Genomic DNA, 17,132 nt, shown 5'->3' with positions numbered 1-17,132 from the left:
ATGACTTACTGAAAGGCACCCCGCCCTTCGGCATTACGCACCGACACCTGATCGTTCAGCGTCCAGAAGTCATACAGCACTCCCAGAAAGAACAACCCGCCGGTCAGCAGATAAATCACCCCGCTGATCCACTTGCCCTGATACATCCGGTGCACGCCGAGCGCGCCGAGGAAGGTCAGGAGAATCCACGCCACGTTGTACTCGATAGGGCCCGCGGCGAAACGCAGGTCGGCTTCGCGATCCATCGCCGGGATCAGGAACACGTCGATCAGCCAGCCGATTCCCAGCAACCCGAAGGTGAAAAACCAGATCGTGCCGGTCACCGGTTTGCCGTAATAGAAGCGGTGCGAGCCTGTGAAACCGAAAATCCACAACAGGTAACCGATCACCTTGCTATGGGTGTCTTTTTCCTTCACACGGGGCAGCTGATAGCTGTTCATTAAGACCTCGATACACGCGATAGATAAATATTCTTTAATTCTTTGTGACTTTTTTACAGGTTGCCGACGTATGGCAAATGCTACCGTGTCTCCCGTCAAACCCTTATAGCACCGGACTTCTGTCCGACAATTGCGTTTTTTTGCCGCTTATTTGGTTCCGTTGGCGCCCGATTGAATCGACCAACGGCCTCGGAAGTGACAAAAAAGCTGTTATAAAGTTGCGCGCTAACACACCAAGAGCCCTGCCTAATGCGTCCATTTTTCAAGACATGGCTAACCATTTGCCTATTAATGCCACTGGCCGCCCACGCCACCAATCGTGAGCAACGTCTTCCAAACGTTAACGGTTTCACCCCCAAATCCCATGCCTCTGCTCCTTCGAACAAAGGCAAACAGGTCAAACACACCACGCTGAGCAGCAACGGCCGCAGCAAGCTGGTGCCACCAATGGCGACCAAGGAAAGCAGCAATGTCCTGAGTCGTGCGGTAAACGTCCTCGGTACGCCATACCGTTGGGGCGGCAGCAGCCCGAGTAAAGGCTTCGACTGCAGCGGTCTGGTGAAATACGCGTTCAACGACGCCACGTTCGACCTGCCACGCACCTCGAATGCCATGGCCAGCGGTCACGGCGAGAAAGTCGAACGCAAGGACCTGAAGCCGGGCGACCTGATTTTCTTCAATATCAAGAGCCGTCGGGTCAATCACGTTGCCATCTACCTGGGCAACGATCGTTTCATCCACGCACCACGGCGCGGCAAGTCGGTGAGCATCGACACTCTGAACAAGCCGTACTGGGAAAAGCACTACGTGGTGGCCAAACGCGTATTGCCGAAGGAACAGGGGCAGATGCGCGTCGTTCAGCGCTAACACCATACCGATCGTTCCCACGTCGAGGCGTCGAACCGTCCGCGTGGGAATGCCTCAATGGACGCTCCGCGTCCGCTTCGGCAGGGACGCAGAGCGTCCCGGGCTGTATTCCCACGCAGAGCGTGGGAACGATCAGAACAAAAAAATCGCAGCCCACGGGCTGCGATTTTTTTTGCCTAGAAGTTATCCGGCGTACGCGCCTTCTCCCGCGCATGTTCGCGGCTGATCAAGCCCTTGGTCACCAGATCCTTCAGGCACATGTCGAGTGTCTGCATCCCCAGTGAGCCGCCGGTCTGTATCGCCGAATACATCTGCGCCACCTTGTCCTCGCGGATCAGGTTACGGATCGCCGACGTCCCCAGCATGATCTCGTGCGCCGCCACCCGGCCGCCGCCGATCTTCTTGATCAGCGTCTGCGACACCACCGCCAGCAACGACTCCGAGAGCATCGAACGGACCATGGACTTTTCATCCCCGGGGAACACGTCCACCACCCGGTCGATGGTTTTGGCCGCTGACGTGGTGTGTAACGTGCCAAACACCAGGTGCCCGGTCTCGGCGGCGGTCAGGGCCAGGCGAATGGTTTCCAGGTCCCGCATCTCGCCCACCAGGATCACATCCGGGTCTTCACGCAGCGCTGAACGCAATGCAGTGGCGAAACTGCGGGTATCGCGATGGACCTCGCGCTGATTGATCAGGCATTTGCGCGATTCATGGACGAATTCGATCGGATCTTCGATGGTCAGGATGTGGTGATGGCGATGGGTGTTGAGGTAATCGATCATTGCCGCCAGGGTTGTGGACTTGCCGGAGCCGGTCGGTCCGGTCACCAGCACCAGCCCGCGTGGCGCATCCGTGATCTTGCGAAAGACGTCGCCCATGGCGAGGTCTTCCATGCTCAGCACTTTCGATGGTATGGTCCGGAATACCGCGCCAGCGCCGCGGTTCTGGTTGAAGGCATTGACCCGGAAGCGCGCCACGCCAGGGACCTCGAAGGAAAAGTCGGTTTCCAGATGTTTCTCGAAGTCCACCCGCTGGGTGTCGTTCATGATGTCGTAGATCAGTTCATGCACTTGCTTGTGATCCAGCGCCGGCAGATTGATCCGCCGCACGTCGCCATCCACGCGGATCATCGGCGGCAGACCGGCCGACAGGTGCAGGTCGGAAGCGCCCTGTTTGGCGCTGAAGGCCAGCAGTTCAGTGATATCCATAGCGTCCCTCAATTCCAGTAGAATGCCGCGAACCTTCAGACCGCTGGCGCCTCTTGATGTCCACGATAGCAGACAACATTCTCCAGGTTAGTTCGCGCATTAAGGCAGCCGTCAAAGCCGCCGGCCGCGATGAAAACAGCGTCCGGCTGCTGGCCGTGAGCAAGACCAAACCCGCCCAAGCCCTGCGCGAAGCGTACGCCGCCGGCCTGCGCGACTTTGGCGAGAACTACCTGCAGGAGGCCTTGGGCAAACAGCTCGAACTGGCCGACCTGCCCTTGATCTGGCACTTCATCGGCCCCATTCAGTCGAACAAGACCCGCTCGATTGCCGAGCATTTCGCCTGGGTGCACTCCGTGGATCGTCTGAAAATCGCCCAACGCCTGTCCGAACAACGCCCGGCGAATCTGCCGCCCCTGAACATCTGCATTCAGGTCAATGTCAGCGGTGAAGCCAGTAAATCCGGCTGCACCCCGCAAGACCTGCCAGCCTTGGCCCAAGCCATCAGCACCTTGCCACGCCTGAAACTGCGCGGATTGATGGCAATTCCCGAGCCGACCGAAGATCGCGCCGAGCAGGATGCCGCATTCGCTGCCGTCCAGAAATTGCAGGCCGGCCTCGATCTGCCGCTCGACACACTTTCCATGGGCATGAGCCACGACCTCGAGTCGGCCATTGCCCAGGGCGCGACCTGGGTCCGTATCGGTACGGCCCTGTTCGGCGCCCGCGACTATTCCCAATCTTGACCATTTCCAGATAAGGACCTGACATGAGCAACACACGTATTGCCTTTATCGGTGCCGGCAACATGGCCGCCAGCCTGATCGGCGGCCTGCGGGCCAAGGGTCTGGAAGCTGCACGGATTCGCGCCAGCGATCCGGGTGAAGAAACCCGCAACCGGGTCAGTGCCGAGCACGGCATCGAAACCTTCGCCGACAACGCCCAGGCCATCGACGGCGCCGACGTCGTCGTGCTGGCAGTCAAGCCGCAGGCCATGAAGGTCGTGTGCGAGGCCATCCGCCCGAGCCTGAAACCGAATCAACTGGTGGTCTCCATCGCCGCCGGCATCACCTGCGCCAGCATGACGGCCTGGCTGGGAGAGCAGCCGATCGTGCGCTGCATGCCGAATACCCCGGCGCTGCTGCGTCAGGGTGTGAGCGGTTTGTACGCCACCAGCGCAGTGAGCGCCGAACAACGCCAACAGGCTGAAGAACTGCTGTCCGCCGTGGGCATCGTCCTGTGGCTGAACGAAGAGCAGCAACTGGACGCAGTCACCGCCGTCTCCGGCTCCGGCCCGGCGTACTTCTTCCTGCTGATCGAAGCCATGACCGCCGCCGGCGTCAAACTCGGCCTGCCGAAGGAAACCGCCGAGCAACTGACCTTGCAGACCGCGCTGGGCGCCGCGCACATGGCGGTGTCCAGCGACGTCGACGCTGCCGAGCTGCGCCGCCGCGTGACCTCGCCGGCCGGCACCACGGAAGCCGCGATCAAATCGTTCCAGGCCGGCGGCTTCGAAGCCCTGGTGGAAAAAGCACTCGGCGCCGCCGCGCACCGCTCGGCCGAAATGGCCGAACAACTGGGCAAATAAGGAGCCTTACATGATCGGATTGAACACCGCAGCGGTTTACGTGCTGCAAACCCTCGGCAGCCTCTATCTGCTGATCGTGCTGCTGCGCTTCGTCCTGCAACTGGTGCGGGCGAACTTCTATAACCCGCTGTGCCAGTTCGTGGTCAAGGCTACCCAGCCGCTGCTCAAGCCGCTGCGCCGGATCATCCCGAGCCTGTTCGGCCTGGACATGTCGTCGCTGGTACTGGCGATCCTCGTGCAACTGGTACTGATGGCGCTGACCCTGCTGCTGACTTACGGCACCACCGGTAACCCGCTGCAACTGTTGATCTGGTCGCTGATCGGCGTGACGGCGCTGTTCCTGAAGATATTCTTCTGGGCCATGATCATCAGCATCATCCTGTCCTGGGTCGCACCGGGCAGCCACAATCCGGGCGCCGAGCTGGTGAACCAGATCTGTGAACCGGCCCTGGCGCCGTTCCGTCGCATCGTTCCGAACCTTGGTGGCCTGGACCTGTCGCCGATCTTCGCTTTCCTCGTGCTGAAGCTGATCGACATGCTGGTGATCAACAACCTTGCGGCGATGACGATGATGCCGGAAATCCTGCGCCTGCTGATGTGAGCTGGTTTCGTTGGGACGGTGACGATCTGATTCTGGAATGTCACCTGCAGCCGGCTGCCCGCAGCGATGACTTTTGCGGGCTGCACGGTGATCGCCTGAAGATCCGCCTGACCGCGCCGCCGGTCGAGGGCAAGGCCAATGCTTATCTGATGGGCTTTCTGGCCAAGGCTTTTGGGGTTTCCAGGAGTCAGGTCAGTTTGCTCAGCGGCGAGTTGAACCGGCAGAAGCGGGTGAAGATTTGCTCGCCGAAGAAGTTGCCGGATTTGCCGGGTTTGGTTTTTCCCTGATCGATCCCACGCAGAGCGTGGGAACGAGCGCAGGTAGTTGCTTGCCGCTAACCCCACCGGTCTTTAGACTTACGCCTCATTTCAACGAGAGCAGGGTCGATGCCAGCTGCCTTTCCCCCCGATTCTGTTGGTCTGGTGACGCCGCAAACGGCGCACTTCAGCGAACCGCTGGCCCTGGCCTGCGGCCGTTCGCTGGCCGATTATGACCTGATCTACGAAACCTACGGCACGCTGAACGCGCAAGCGAGCAACGCCGTGCTGATCTGTCACGCCCTGTCCGGCCACCACCACGCCGCCGGCTACCACAGCGTCGAAGACCGCAAGCCCGGTTGGTGGGACAGCTGCATCGGCCCCGGCAAACCGATCGACACCAACAAGTTCTTCGTGGTCAGCCTGAACAACCTCGGCGGTTGCAATGGTTCCACCGGCCCGAGCAGCCTCAACCCGGAAACCGGCAAGCCGTTCGGCGCCGACTTCCCGGTGCTGACTGTAGAAGACTGGGTGCACAGCCAGGCACGCCTGGCCGACCTGCTCGGCATCGGCCAGTGGGCCGCGGTGATCGGTGGCAGCCTCGGCGGCATGCAGGCGCTGCAATGGACCATCACTTACCCGGATCGCGTGCGCCATTGCCTGGCCATCGCCTCGGCCCCCAAGTTGTCGGCGCAGAACATCGCCTTCAACGAAGTGGCGCGCCAGGCGATCCTCACCGACCCGGAATTCCACGGCGGTTCGTTCCAGGAACAGGGCGTGATCCCCAAGCGCGGCTTGATGCTGGCGCGGATGGTCGGGCACATCACCTACCTGTCCGACGACTCCATGGGCGAGAAATTCGGTCGCGGCCTGAAGAGTGAAAAGCTCAACTACGACTTTCACAGCGTCGAGTTCCAGGTCGAAAGCTATCTGCGCTATCAGGGCGAAGAGTTCTCCGGGCGCTTCGATGCCAACACCTATCTGTTGATGACCAAGGCGCTGGACTACTTCGATCCTGCGGCGAATTTCAACGATAACCTGGCGAAAACCTTCGAAGGTGCGAAAGCCAAGTTCTGCGTGATGTCGTTCACCACCGACTGGCGTTTCTCCCCGGCCCGCTCGCGGGAACTGGTGGACGCGCTGATGGCGGCGCGCAAGGACGTCAGCTACCTGGAAATCGACGCGCCGCAAGGCCACGACGCCTTCCTGATTCCGATCCCGCGTTATTTGCAGGCGTTCGGCAATTACATGAACCGCATTACGTTGTGAGAAAGCCATGAGAGCTGATCTGGAAATCATCCAGGAATGGATCCCCGCCGGCAGCCGCGTGCTCGACCTTGGTTGCGGTGATGGCGAGTTGCTGACCTGGCTGCGTGACCACAAGCAGGTCACCGGCTACGGCCTGGAAAACGACCCGGACAACATCGCCGAGTGCGTGGCCAAAGGCATCAACGTCATCGAGCAGGACCTGGACAAAGGCCTGGGCAACTTCGCCAGCAACAGCTTCGACGTGGTGGTGATGACCCAGGCCCTGCAAGCCGTGCATTACCCGGACAAGATCCTCGACGAAATGCTGCGGGTCGGCCGCCAGTGCATCATCACGTTCCCCAACTTCGGCCACTGGCGCTGCCGCTGGTATCTGGCGAGCAAGGGCCGGATGCCAGTGTCCGAGTTCCTGCCGTACACCTGGTACAACACGCCGAACATCCACTTCTGCACCTTCGAAGACTTTGAAGAACTTTGTCGCGAACGTGAGGCGAAGGTCATTGATCGGCTTGCCGTGGATCAACAGCACCGCCACGGGTGGGCCAGTAAGCTATGGCCTAATCTGTTAGGTGAGATCGGTATCTACCGCGTCAGCAGCCCGGGGCTTGCGGATCACAAAATCGCGGTCTGAACCACGACATTGCGAGGAGAACGAACATGGGACGCTTGATTACCGTGCTATTGGCCGCCTGCCTGAGCCTGTCGGCCGTTGCCGCCGATGCCATCAAGGGCGAGCGCAAGGAAGTGTTCGGTGATGTCACCGTGCATTACAACACCTTCAATTCCACCTACCTGACGCCGGACATCGCCAAGGCTGCCGAGCTGGTCCGCAGCAAGAACCAGGGCGTGATCAATGTCTCGGTGATCAAGGACGGCAAGCCGTTGATCGCCAACGTCACCGGTACGGTGAAAGATCTGACCAGCCAGAGCGTGCCGCTGACCTTCCGCCAGGTCACCGAACAGGGCGCGATCTATTACATCGCCCAGTACCCGGTGGAACAGCAGGAAACCCGCACCTTTGAAATCAAGGTGCAGACCGGCGACAAGATCAACACCATCAATTTCAACCAAGAGCTTTTCCCTGGCCAATGATCAATCTCAAGCAACTCGTACTGGCCAGCCACAACGCCGGCAAACTCAAGGAACTCCAGGCCATGCTCGGCGATTCGGTGCAATTGCGCTCGATCGGCGAATTCAGCAGCGTGGAGCCGGAAGAAACCGGCCTGTCTTTCGTCGAGAACGCGATCCTCAAGGCCCGCAATGCCGCGCGCATCTCCGGGCTGCCGGCGCTGGCCGACGATTCGGGCCTGGCAGTGGATTTCCTCGGCGGTGCGCCGGGCATCTATTCGGCGCGTTATGCCGACGGCAAGGGCGACGCGGCGAACAATGCCAAGCTGCTCGACGCCTTGAAGGACGTGCCTGAAGCCGAACGCGGCGCACAGTTCGTCTGCGTGCTGGCGCTGGTGCGTCACGCCGACGACCCGCTGCCAATCCTCTGCGAAGGCCTTTGGCACGGGCGCATCCTGACCGCTGCCAGCGGTGAGCACGGTTTCGGCTACGACCCGCTGTTCTGGGTGCCGGAGCGTAACCTGTCCAGCGCCGAGCTGAGCCCGAGCGACAAGAACCAGATCAGCCACCGCGCCCGCGCAATGAATCTGCTGCGCCAGCGTCTGGGCTTGAAATGACCGGTGACTCTTCCGCGTCGCCACTGATCGTCGGTGGCGCCGCCTCCTCGCCTCGGACGCCGTTGCCGACGCTGCCGCCCCTGGCGCTGTACATCCACATCCCGTGGTGTGTGCGCAAATGCCCCTATTGCGACTTCAACTCCCACACCGCCAGCCCGGTGCTGCCGGAGCAGGAATACGTCGATGCGTTGCTGGCTGACCTCGATCAGGATCTGCACGCAGTGTATGGCCGTGAGTTGAGTTCGATCTTCTTCGGCGGCGGCACACCGAGCCTGTTCAGCGCTGAAGCACTCGGTCGCTTGCTGGAAGGCGTGAAACAGCGCATTCCGTTTGCCGATGACATCGAGATCACCCTGGAAGCCAACCCCGGAACCTTCGAACAAGAGAAGTTCGTCGCCTACCGCAAACTGGGGATCAATCGCCTGTCGATCGGCATCCAGAGCTTCCAGCAGGAAAAACTCAAGGCCCTCGGCCGTATCCACAACGGCGACGAAGCGGTACGCGCCGCCGGCATGGCGCGTCAGGCCGGGTTCGATAACTTCAACCTCGACCTGATGCACGGCTTGCCGGACCAGTCGCTGGACGATGCCCTGAGCGATCTGCGCCAGGCGATCGAACTGAAGCCGACGCATATTTCCTGGTATCAGCTGACGCTGGAGCCGAACACCGTGTTCTGGAACCAGCCGCCGGTGCTGCCGGAAGACGACACGCTGTGGGACATTCAAGAGGCCGGACAGGCGCTGCTGGCCGAGCACGGTTACGCGCAATATGAAGTTTCGGCCTATGCGCAACCGGGTCGCCCGGCGCGGCACAACCTGAATTACTGGAGCTTCGGCGACTTCATCGGTATCGGCGCCGGCGCCCACGGCAAGCTCAGTCACCCGGACGGGCGCATCGTCCGTACCTGGAAGACGCGCCTGCCGAAGGACTACCTCAACCCGGCCAAAAGCTTCCAGGCAGGCGAGAAAGCCCTGACCAACGACGAGATGCCGTTCGAGTTCCTGATGAACGCCCTGCGCCTGACCGCCGGCGTCGAATCGCGTCTGTACCCGGAACGCACCGGACTGCCGCTGGAGAGTCTCGACGAACACCGGCGCGAGGCCGAACAAAGCGGTCTGTTGCAGGTCGAACCGTCACGTCTGGCGGCCACCGAGCGCGGACAACTGTTCCTCAATGACTTGCTGCAGAAATTTCTGAGCTGACCGCTCTAAAGGAAACCGCATGGATTTGATACTCGACCTGCTCGCCACCGTGTCCCGCTGGAGCCGCAGCAACCTCTCGGAAATCGCTCTGGCGCTGGTGGGCTGTCTGCTGGTGCTGTTTGGCGCCGACTTCAAGGGCTGGGTCGAGCAACGCCTGGGCAGCATCGCCGGCGCCCTGCGCGTCCCGCTGATGGCCCTGCTGTGCATGATCGGCAGCGGCGCAGCGCTGATTTACGCCACACCCTGGGTGGTGAAGGGGCTGAGCCAGTTCAACAACTACAGCCTGGCGCCGGTGTTGCTGGTGGTGCTGGTGTTGATCGGCGTGGTCGCGGATCGCCGCTGATTTCAGCTACTACCCAAAACGACTGTGGGAGCGAGCTTGCTCGCGATAGCGGTGTAACAGACGACATAAATGTTGAATGTTACGGCCTCATCGCGAGCAAGCTCGCTCCCACAGTTTTTATTGCGTGATGCTTAAGCGAGCTTTTCGAACTTCAGATCCCACACGCCATGCCCAAGACGCTCGCCGCGGCGTTCGAACTTGGTGATCGGGCGTTCGGCCGGGCGCGGCACGCACTTGCCGTCTTCGGCGAGGTTGCGGTAGCCCGGGGCGACGTTCATCACTTCCAGCATGTATTCGGCGTATGGCTCCCAGTCGGTGGCCATGTGCAGAATGCCGCCAACCTTCAGCTTGCTGCGCACCAGTTCAGCGAAGGACGCCTGAACAATGCGGCGCTTGTGGTGACGGCTCTTGTGCCACGGGTCCGGGAAGAACAGCATCAGGCGATCAAGGCTGTTGTCGGCGATGCAACGGTTGAGCACCTCGATCGCGTCGCAATCGTAGACCCGCAGGTTGGTCAGGCCCTGGGTCAGCACGCCGTTGAGCAGCGCGCCGACACCCGGACGGTGAACTTCGACACCGATGAAATCCTGTTCCGGCGCAGCGGCGGCCATTTCCAGCAGCGAGTGGCCCATGCCGAAACCGATCTCCAGCGAACGCGGCGCGGAACGGCCGAACACCTGGTCGTAATCCACCGGCGCATCGGCCAGCGGCAGGACGAACTTCGGCGCGCCCTGATCCAGGCCGCGCTGCTGGCCTTCGGTCATGCGCCCGGCGCGCATCACAAAACTCTTGATGCGGCGGTGTTGGCGCTCGTCGCCTTCTTCCGTCTGGATTGGCGTGTCGTTCGATTCAGTCATCAATAGCTCTTACTTGATCAGACCATCCAGCGGCGAAGAGGCGCTGGCATAGAGTTTTTTCGGCATGCGGCCGGCGAGGTAGGCCAGGCGGCCCGCGACGATCGCGTGTTTCATGGCTTCAGCCATCATGATCGGCTGCTGGGCGTGGGCGATGGCCGAGTTCATCAGCACGGCGTCACAGCCCAGCTCCATCGAGATGGTGGCGTCGGAAGCAGTGCCGACACCGGCATCCACCAGCACCGGGATCTTGGCTTCTTCGAGAATGATCTGCAGGTTGTACGGATTGCAGATCCCCAGGCCCGAACCGATCAGACCGGCCAGCGGCATCACCGCGATGCAGCCGATTTCCGCCAGTTGCCGGGCGATGATCGGGTCATCACTGGTGTAGACCATCACGTCGAAACCTTCCTTGACCAGCACTTCGGCGGCCTTGAGGGTTTCGATCACGTTGGGGAACAGGGTTTTCTGGTCGGCCAGCACTTCCAGCTTCACCAGGTTGTGGCCATCGAGCAGTTCACGGGCCAGGCGGCAGGTGCGCACGGCTTCCACCGCGTCGTAGCAGCCTGCGGTGTTCGGCAGGAAGGTGTAGCGATCCGGCGACAGCACTTCGAGCAGGTTCGGCTCGCCTTCGATCTGGCCCAGGTTGGTGCGGCGCACGGCGAAGGTGACGATCTCGGCACCCGAGGCTTCGATGGCCAGGCGGGTTTCTTCCATGTCACGGTACTTGCCGGTACCGACCAGCAAACGCGACTGGTAAGTACGACCGGCCAGAACGAAAGGCTTGTCGCTACGAACGATGCTCATGGGGAATCCTCTGTTGGGGTGAGGGTCTTGCAGAATTGTCGGCCCATGCAGGCCTGGCGACTAGCCGCCGCCTATCGCGTGCACGACTTCGACATTGTCGCCGTCGTTCAGCGTGGTGTCGGCGTGCTGGCTGCGCGGGACGATATCCAGATTGAGTTCGACCGCGACGCGGCGTCCGGTCAGATCCAGACGGGTCAGCAGGGCCGCAACGGTTTCACCGTCGGGCAGTTCAAAGGATTCACCGTTCAACTGAATGCGCATGCGCAACGCCGCCATCACTTTTTAGGGGGTGGCATTCTAGCCCGATCATGACCTAAAGGTCAGCACCAAGCGTCAAGCGGTTGGCTGCAGGCGCCAGGCGGCGAGTCCGAGGCACAGCCAGCCGATCAGGAATGCCAGGCCACCGAATGGGGTGATGATGCCGAGCTTGCCGATGCCGAGGGTGGTCAACAGGTACAGGCTGCCGGAGAACAGCAGGATACCGACGGTGAACGAGATACCGGCCCAGGCGACCAGACGCCCCTGAAGCTGCGTGGCCAGCAGCGCCACGCCGAACAGCGCCAATGCGTGTACCAACTGATACGTGACGCCAGTGTGGAAGATCGCCAGGTAATCCGGGGTCAGGCGGTTTTTCAGGCCATGGGCGGCGAATGCGCCAAGGCCGACACCCGTGAAACCAAAGAAGGCAGCCAGCATCAGAAAGCTACGCAGCATGTAGAACTCCACTCAGACTCGATCGGCAGGGTCTGTATAATGGCCCGCTCAACCGGTTCGGCCAAGCCATCTCTATGCTGCGTTTATTTCTCCGTCGTTTCACGAAGGCCCTGCTCTGGTTCGCGGGCGGCAGTGTATTGCTGGTGTTGGTGTTTCGCTTCGTGCCGCCGCCGGGCACGGCGTTGATGGTCGAGCGAAAGATCGAATCCTGGGTCGACGGCGAGCCGATCGATCTGCAACGCACCTGGAAGCCGTGGGACGAGATCTCTGATGACCTGAAGGTCGCGGTAATTGCCGGCGAAGACCAGAAATTCCCCGAGCACTGGGGTTTTGACCTGAGTGCAATCAAAGCTGCACTGGCCCACAACGAACTCGGTGGCTCGATTCGCGGCGCCAGCACGTTGAGCCAGCAAGTGTCGAAGAACCTGTTCCTGTGGTCGGGCCGCAGTTATCTGCGCAAAGGCCTGGAAGCCTGGTTCACCGCGTTGATCGAAGTGTTCTGGCCCAAGCAGCGGATTCTCGAGGTGTACCTGAACAGCGTCGAATGGGATGACGGCGTGTTCGGCGCCGAAGCGGCGGCACGGCATCACTTCGGCGTAGGTGCCAAGTCATTGTCCCGGCAGCAGGCGAGTTATCTGGCGGCCGTACTGCCGAATCCTCGGGTGTGGAGCGCCAGTCATCCGACTGCTTACGTGTCGCGCCGCGCCGGATGGATTCGCCAGCAGATGAGCCAGCTGGGTGGCGATAGCTATCTGCTGACACTCGATGAGTCACGTCGGGCACCCTGGGCCCAATGAGTTTCTGAAGCGCACACGAAAACGCCCCGATCATCACTGATCGGGGCGTTTTTTATTGCCAGACTACCGGTTATGCGGCAATCGACAACTTGAGCTTGTTCATCGCGCTCTTCTCGAGCTGACGGATCCGCTCGGCCGACACGTTGTACTTCTGCGCCAGATCGTGCAGCGTGGCTTTCTCTTCTGCCAGCCAGCGCTGGTAGAGAATGTCGCGGCTGCGTTCGTCCAGCACTTCCAGCGCTTCGTGCAGATTGTGATTGGAGTTGTCGCTCCAGTCGGCATCTTCCAGTTGACGCGCCGGGTCGTACCGGTGGTCTTCCAGGTAGTTGGCCGGCGACTGGAAAGCACTGTCGTCGTCGGCTTCGGCAGCCGGGTCGAAGGCCATGTCATGGCCGGTCAGGCGACTTTCCATCTCACGCACTTCACGCGGCTCGACGCCGAGGCTTTCCGCCACACGGTGGACTTCCTCGTTGTTCAGCCAGGCCAGACGCTTCTTCTGGCTGCGCAGGTTGAAGAACAGCTTGCGCTGGGCCTTGGTGGTCGCGACTTTCACGATCCGCCAGTTGCGCAGGATGAACTCGTGAATCTCGGCCTTGATCCAGTGCACCGCGAAGGACACCAGACGCACGCCCATTTCCGGGTTGAAACGCTTAACGGCCTTCATCAGGCCGACGTTACCTTCCTGGATCAGGTCAGCCTGAGCCAGACCGTAGCCGGAATAGCTACGGGCGATGTGTACGACAAACCGCAGGTGGGCGAGCACCATCTGCCGAGCCGCCCCCAGATCCTGCTCATAGTAGAGACTCTCGGCCAGTTCACGCTCCTGCTCCGGCGTCAGCAATGGAATGCTGTTGACGGTGTGCACGTAGGCTTCCAGGTTTGCGCCTGGAACCAATGCATACGCAGGTTGCAAAGAATTGGACATACGGAAAAACCTCCGACTTACATACTCATGCTTTTCAGCATTGCGAAAAATTGACCGGAAACTCAAATGAAAGTTTCCTTAACCACTGAAAGGTCAATCACGCGCAAAAAAGATTCTACTTCGGCGCCAACTCCCTGAGATGACGTGCGACTGCAATCCATGCACCGATATAACCCAACAGCACCGCGCCAAGCAAGAGCGACAGACCGTCGGCAACTGGCACGCCGGCCAGTGCGAAGTCACTGCCGTACAAGCCGGCCAGCCCGACCACCGCGTCATTCAGCCAGTCCAGGCCGAACGCCAATACACCCCAGGACAGCAGCCCCGCACCGAAGCCATACAGCGCGCCCATATAAAGGAAAGGACGACGCACATAGCTGTCGGTGCCGCCGACGAGTTTAATCACTTCTATCTCGGTGCGGCGGTTTTCAATATGAAGACGAATGGTATTGCCTATCACCAAAAGCAATGCGGAAACCAGCAACACCGTCAGACCGAACACAAAACGGTCGCCGAGCTTGAGGATGGCGGCCAGACGCTCAACCCAGACTAGATCAAGTTGCGCCTGTTGTACCTTCGGCAGCTCGGAAAGTTTTTGTCTTAATGCTTCCAGGGTCGACTTGTCGACCTCGTTCGGCGTCACCAGCACCACGCCCGGCAGCGGGTTTTCCGGCAGCTCGCGCAGGGCTTCGCCCAGTCCCGACTGCTGCTGGAATTCTTCCAGCGCCTGGTCGCGGCCGACATATTCAGCATCAGCTACGCCGGGCATGCCTTTGATCTGGTCGCGCAACGCTTCGCCCTGAGACGGACTGGCCTCGAGCTCCAGGTACAGCGAAATCTGCGCCGCGCGCTGCCACGAGCCGCCCAGGCGCTCGACGTTGCTCAGCAACAGCGAAAGCCCCATCGGCAGGCTCAGGGCAACCGCCATCACCATGCAGGTGAAGAAGCTGCCGATCGGCTGCTTGCCGAGACGGCGCAGGCTGTCGATCCAGCTGGCGCGATGGCTTTCGATCCAGGCACGGAACAATGTGGCGAAATCCGGGCCGTCGTCATCGTCGTGCTTTTTCTTCTTTGGCGGTTGCGGATCGGCTGCCTTCGGGGCCACGCGCTCGGAAACCTTCGGACTACGTGTTGCACTCATACGCCGGCCTCCCCGTCGCCGATCAATCGGCCGCGTTGCAGGGTCAGCATGCGATGGCGCATGCGCGCGATCAGCGCCAGGTCGTGACTGGCGATCAGCACGCTGGTGCCCAGACGGTTGATGTCTTCGAACACGCCCATGATCTCGGCCGCCAGACGCGGGTCGAGGTTACCGGTCGGTTCGTCCGCCAGCAGCAAAGCCGGACGGTGAACGATGGCGCGGGCAATGCCGACGCGCTGTTGCTGACCGGTGGAGAGGTCGCCCGGATACAGTTCGGCCTTGTCCGACAGCGCCACACGCTCCAGCGCCGAATCGACGCGCTTGGCGATTTCAACCTTGGACAGCCCGAGAATCTGCAACGGCAGCGCGACGTTGTTGAACACCGTGCGATCAAACAACAGTTGATGGTTCTGGAACACCACACCGATCTGTCGGCGCAGGAACGGAATCTGCGCATTGCTGATGGTGCTCAGGTCCTGTCCGGCCAGCAGCAGTTTGCCGCTGGTCGGACGCTCCATCGCCAGCAACAGGCGCAACAATGTGGATTTACCGGCACCGGAGTGGCCGGTGACAAACAGGAACTCGCCGCGACGGACTCGAAAGCTCAGCTCATGCAAGCCGACGTGACCGTTCGGGTAGCGCTTACCGACCTGTTCGAAACGAATCATGAACGCTCCCGCTCGGCGAACAATGCCTGGACAAAGGGTTCGGCTTCAAAGGTACGCAGATCGTCGATGCCTTCACCGACGCCGATGTAGCGGATCGGCAGGCCGAATTGCTTGGCCAGGGCGAAAATCACCCCGCCCTTGGCGGTGCCGTCGAGCTTGGTCAGCGCCAGGCCGGTCAGCTCGACGGTCTGGTTGAATTGCTTGGCCTGGTTGATGGCGTTCTGACCGGTGCCGGCGTCGAGCACCAGCAGCACTTCGTGCGGCGCATCGGCGTCGAGCTTGCCGATCACCCGGCGAACCTTCTTCAGTTCTTCCATCAGGTTGTCTTTGGTGTGCAGACGACCAGCGGTGTCGGCGATCAGCACATCGATGCCACGGGCCTTGGCGGCCTGCACGGCGTCGAAGATCACCGAAGCCGAGTCCGCGCCCGTGTGCTGGGCGATCACCGGAATCTTGTTGCGCTCGCCCCAGACCTGCAATTGCTCGACAGCTGCGGCACGGAAAGTGTCACCGGCGGCCAGCATGACTTTCTTGCCTTCCAGCTGCAGCTTCTTCGCCAACTTGCCGATGGTGGTGGTTTTGCCGGCGCCGTTGACGCCGACCACCAGAATCACGAACGGCTTGTTCTGGGAAGCGATTTTCAGTGGCTGTTCGACCGGCTTGAGCATTGCGGCCAGCTCGGCCTGCAGGGATTTGTACAAGGCGTCGGAATCGGCCAGCTCTTTACGTGCGACCTTCTGGGTCAGACGCTGGATGATCACCGAAGTCGCCTCGACGCCGACGTCGGCCGTCAGCAGGCGGGTTTCGAGATCGTCGAGAAGATCGTCATCAATGGCTTTCTTGCCGAGGAACAGGCTGGCCATGCCTTCGCCGATACTGGCGCTGGTCTTGGACAGGCCTTGCTTGAGGCGGGCGAAGAAGCCGGCCTTGGTTTCCTCGGTGCGCGGGGCCTCGACCGGGGTTTCCACAGGAGCGACTGGCGCCACGGCGACTGGTGCAGGTGCAGGTGCAGGTGCAGGTGCAGGCTCGGGCGTTTCAACAATCGGGGCAACCGGGGCAGCAACCACAGGTTCTGGAATGACAGGAGCGGCTTCCACCACTGGCGCCTGAGCAGGTTCCGGCGTAAACGCAACCGGCGCAGGAATCGGCGGCGTAACGTGCGGCGCGGCCTCTTCGACCAAGGCCACCGGCTCTTCCGCCACCGGCAAGGTCAGCCACGGCTCACTGGCCGGGGTCAGCGGCAATTCGGCGGCAGCCGGCGCTTCAGGCTCGGCCTCGGCCACCGGTTGCAACACCGGCTCGGCGATCGGCAGCACAACCGGTGCCGGCGCTTCTTCTATTACGGGAGCAGGCGCGGGGGCTGGCTCAGGAATGGCAGTCGGCTGTTCGATGACGGGTTCCTGCGGTTTCTTGCGCAGCCATCCGAACAGGCTTTTCTTCTCGCCAGCCGCAGCTGGGGTCTTCTTGTCGTCGTTGGAACCAAACATGGAGGACGGCTATCTCACGGTAGCGACGCGCCACAGGGGCGCCCCGGCAAATAAATATTCGATGCAGAACAGACTGTGTTTCACCCAGCTTGTTCACGCGCAACATTTTGTCGAGGCGCCAAAAGCACCTCAAAGGTCATTAAATACGAAGGACTGGAACGGCATCGTCGGCGAAAACGCAGAGTTTAGCTGAGAAACTCAATGCTTCTGCCGGTAACCCGTACAACCTATAGACCGATCAGTGGCCTGATAGGCGTGGCCGCCAGTAAAACGGATCAGTAT

The 17,132-nt window shown here is 61.0% G+C and carries 22 protein-coding genes; 12 read left to right on the top strand and 10 right to left on the bottom strand.

The window, feature by feature from the left end; genetic code table 11:
* Positions 1-5: 5 nt before the first annotated feature.
* Positions 6-440 carry an NINE protein gene (locus AC1MDC_RS09370; protein ID WP_085697850.1) on the bottom strand — a complete coding sequence of 145 codons (435 nt, stop codon included), beginning with the start codon at positions 438-440 and terminating at the stop codon, positions 6-8.
* A gap of 249 nt (positions 441-689) precedes the next feature.
* Here AC1MDC_RS09370 and AC1MDC_RS09365 point away from each other — a divergent pair, with 249 nt between their 5' ends.
* Entirely contained in the window at positions 690-1,307 is a 618-nt protein-coding gene (locus tag AC1MDC_RS09365) for a C40 family peptidase (protein WP_007953345.1), read from the top strand.
* Between the two features lie 176 nt (positions 1,308-1,483).
* Here AC1MDC_RS09365 and AC1MDC_RS09360 read toward each other — a convergent pair whose 3' ends face one another.
* Positions 1,484-2,518, bottom strand: coding sequence for a type IV pilus twitching motility protein PilT (locus AC1MDC_RS09360; RefSeq protein WP_007953348.1), 1,035 nt, complete (start codon positions 2,516-2,518; stop codon positions 1,484-1,486).
* A gap of 56 nt (positions 2,519-2,574) precedes the next feature.
* On the opposite strand from AC1MDC_RS09360, the gene AC1MDC_RS09355 reads away from it, so the two are divergent.
* The 10 genes from AC1MDC_RS09355 (at position 2,575) to AC1MDC_RS09310 (ending at position 9,457) form a co-directional block, all read left to right on the top strand.
* Entirely contained in the window at positions 2,575-3,261 is a 687-nt protein-coding gene (locus AC1MDC_RS09355) for a YggS family pyridoxal phosphate-dependent enzyme (protein ID WP_480392891.1), read from the top strand.
* A gap of 23 nt (positions 3,262-3,284) precedes the next feature.
* A complete protein-coding gene (gene proC / locus AC1MDC_RS09350) occupies positions 3,285-4,103 on the top strand; it encodes a pyrroline-5-carboxylate reductase (protein WP_480392890.1) in 819 nt (272 codons plus the stop codon).
* A 10-nt stretch (positions 4,104-4,113) separates the two neighbouring features.
* Positions 4,114-4,704 carry a YggT family protein gene (locus AC1MDC_RS09345; protein WP_085689611.1) on the top strand — a complete coding sequence of 197 codons (591 nt, stop codon included), beginning with the start codon at positions 4,114-4,116 and terminating at the stop codon, positions 4,702-4,704.
* Positions 4,701-4,991, top strand: a complete 291-nt coding sequence (locus tag AC1MDC_RS09340; protein ID WP_085689609.1) for a DUF167 domain-containing protein — start codon at positions 4,701-4,703, stop codon at positions 4,989-4,991. The genes AC1MDC_RS09345 and AC1MDC_RS09340 overlap by 4 nt, the downstream gene beginning before the upstream one ends.
* A 99-nt stretch (positions 4,992-5,090) precedes the next feature.
* Entirely contained in the window at positions 5,091-6,230 is a 1,140-nt protein-coding gene (metX, locus tag AC1MDC_RS09335; protein WP_085697852.1) for a homoserine O-succinyltransferase MetX, read from the top strand.
* Positions 6,231-6,237: 7 nt separating this feature from the next.
* Entirely contained in the window at positions 6,238-6,858 is a 621-nt protein-coding gene (metW, locus tag AC1MDC_RS09330) for a methionine biosynthesis protein MetW (RefSeq protein ID WP_085697853.1), read from the top strand.
* Between the two features lie 26 nt (positions 6,859-6,884).
* Positions 6,885-7,319: a DUF4426 domain-containing protein gene (locus tag AC1MDC_RS09325; protein WP_227233791.1), complete on the top strand. Its 435-nt coding sequence runs from the start codon at positions 6,885-6,887 to the stop codon at positions 7,317-7,319.
* Entirely contained in the window at positions 7,316-7,912 is a 597-nt protein-coding gene (rdgB, locus tag AC1MDC_RS09320; RefSeq protein ID WP_227233793.1) for an RdgB/HAM1 family non-canonical purine NTP pyrophosphatase, read from the top strand. Before AC1MDC_RS09325 ends, rdgB begins: the two co-directional genes overlap by 4 nt.
* Entirely contained in the window at positions 7,909-9,114 is a 1,206-nt protein-coding gene (gene hemW / locus AC1MDC_RS09315; protein ID WP_085697856.1) for a radical SAM family heme chaperone HemW, read from the top strand. Before rdgB ends, hemW begins: the two co-directional genes overlap by 4 nt.
* Positions 9,115-9,133: 19 nt before the next feature.
* A complete protein-coding gene (locus AC1MDC_RS09310) occupies positions 9,134-9,457 on the top strand; it encodes a DUF3392 domain-containing protein (protein WP_011336381.1) in 324 nt (107 codons plus the stop codon).
* Between the two features lie 131 nt (positions 9,458-9,588).
* On the opposite strand, the gene trmB is transcribed toward AC1MDC_RS09310, so the two are convergent.
* The 4 genes from trmB to AC1MDC_RS09290 all read right to left on the bottom strand — a co-directional run bounded on the left by trmB (position 9,589) and on the right by AC1MDC_RS09290 (position 11,832).
* The gene (gene trmB, locus AC1MDC_RS09305; RefSeq protein WP_085646976.1) at positions 9,589-10,314 is read right to left on the bottom strand and encodes a tRNA (guanosine(46)-N7)-methyltransferase TrmB; all 726 of its coding nucleotides are present in this window, start codon (positions 10,312-10,314) and stop codon (positions 9,589-9,591) included.
* Positions 10,315-10,323: 9 nt separating this feature from the next.
* Positions 10,324-11,118 carry a thiazole synthase gene (locus AC1MDC_RS09300; protein ID WP_007953385.1) on the bottom strand — a complete coding sequence of 265 codons (795 nt, stop codon included), beginning with the start codon at positions 11,116-11,118 and terminating at the stop codon, positions 10,324-10,326.
* A 60-nt stretch (positions 11,119-11,178) separates the two neighbouring features.
* Positions 11,179-11,379 carry a sulfur carrier protein ThiS gene (gene thiS, locus AC1MDC_RS09295; protein WP_007953386.1) on the bottom strand — a complete coding sequence of 67 codons (201 nt, stop codon included), beginning with the start codon at positions 11,377-11,379 and terminating at the stop codon, positions 11,179-11,181.
* 72 nt (positions 11,380-11,451) lie between these two features.
* Complete coding sequence (locus tag AC1MDC_RS09290) at positions 11,452-11,832, bottom strand: DUF423 domain-containing protein (protein WP_085697857.1); 381 nt, start codon at positions 11,830-11,832, stop codon at positions 11,452-11,454.
* A 74-nt stretch (positions 11,833-11,906) separates the two neighbouring features.
* On the opposite strand from AC1MDC_RS09290, the gene mtgA reads away from it, so the two are divergent.
* Positions 11,907-12,629 carry a monofunctional biosynthetic peptidoglycan transglycosylase gene (gene mtgA, locus AC1MDC_RS09285; protein ID WP_085697858.1) on the top strand — a complete coding sequence of 241 codons (723 nt, stop codon included), beginning with the start codon at positions 11,907-11,909 and terminating at the stop codon, positions 12,627-12,629.
* Between the two features lie 70 nt (positions 12,630-12,699).
* Here the strand turns inward: mtgA and rpoH are convergent, their stop codons facing one another.
* The 4 genes from rpoH to ftsY all read right to left on the bottom strand — a co-directional run bounded on the left by rpoH (position 12,700) and on the right by ftsY (position 16,850).
* Positions 12,700-13,554: an RNA polymerase sigma factor RpoH gene (rpoH, locus tag AC1MDC_RS09280; RefSeq protein ID WP_007953393.1), complete on the bottom strand. Its 855-nt coding sequence runs from the start codon at positions 13,552-13,554 to the stop codon at positions 12,700-12,702.
* A 115-nt stretch (positions 13,555-13,669) separates the two neighbouring features.
* Positions 13,670-14,695: a permease-like cell division protein FtsX gene (gene ftsX / locus AC1MDC_RS09275; protein ID WP_085697859.1), complete on the bottom strand. Its 1,026-nt coding sequence runs from the start codon at positions 14,693-14,695 to the stop codon at positions 13,670-13,672.
* Complete coding sequence (gene ftsE, locus AC1MDC_RS09270; RefSeq protein ID WP_007953396.1) at positions 14,692-15,363, bottom strand: cell division ATP-binding protein FtsE; 672 nt, start codon at positions 15,361-15,363, stop codon at positions 14,692-14,694. The genes ftsX and ftsE overlap by 4 nt, the downstream gene beginning before the upstream one ends.
* Positions 15,360-16,850, bottom strand: coding sequence for a signal recognition particle-docking protein FtsY (ftsY, locus tag AC1MDC_RS09265; RefSeq protein WP_480392889.1), 1,491 nt, complete (start codon positions 16,848-16,850; stop codon positions 15,360-15,362). Before ftsY ends, ftsE begins: the two co-directional genes overlap by 4 nt.
* Positions 16,851-17,132 lie beyond the last annotated feature (282 nt).

The sequence above is a fragment of the Pseudomonas sp. 1 genome, assembly GCF_056626735.1.
Note: the sequence above shows the minus strand (reverse complement) of the source record. Positions and strands in the feature narration are given on the sequence as shown.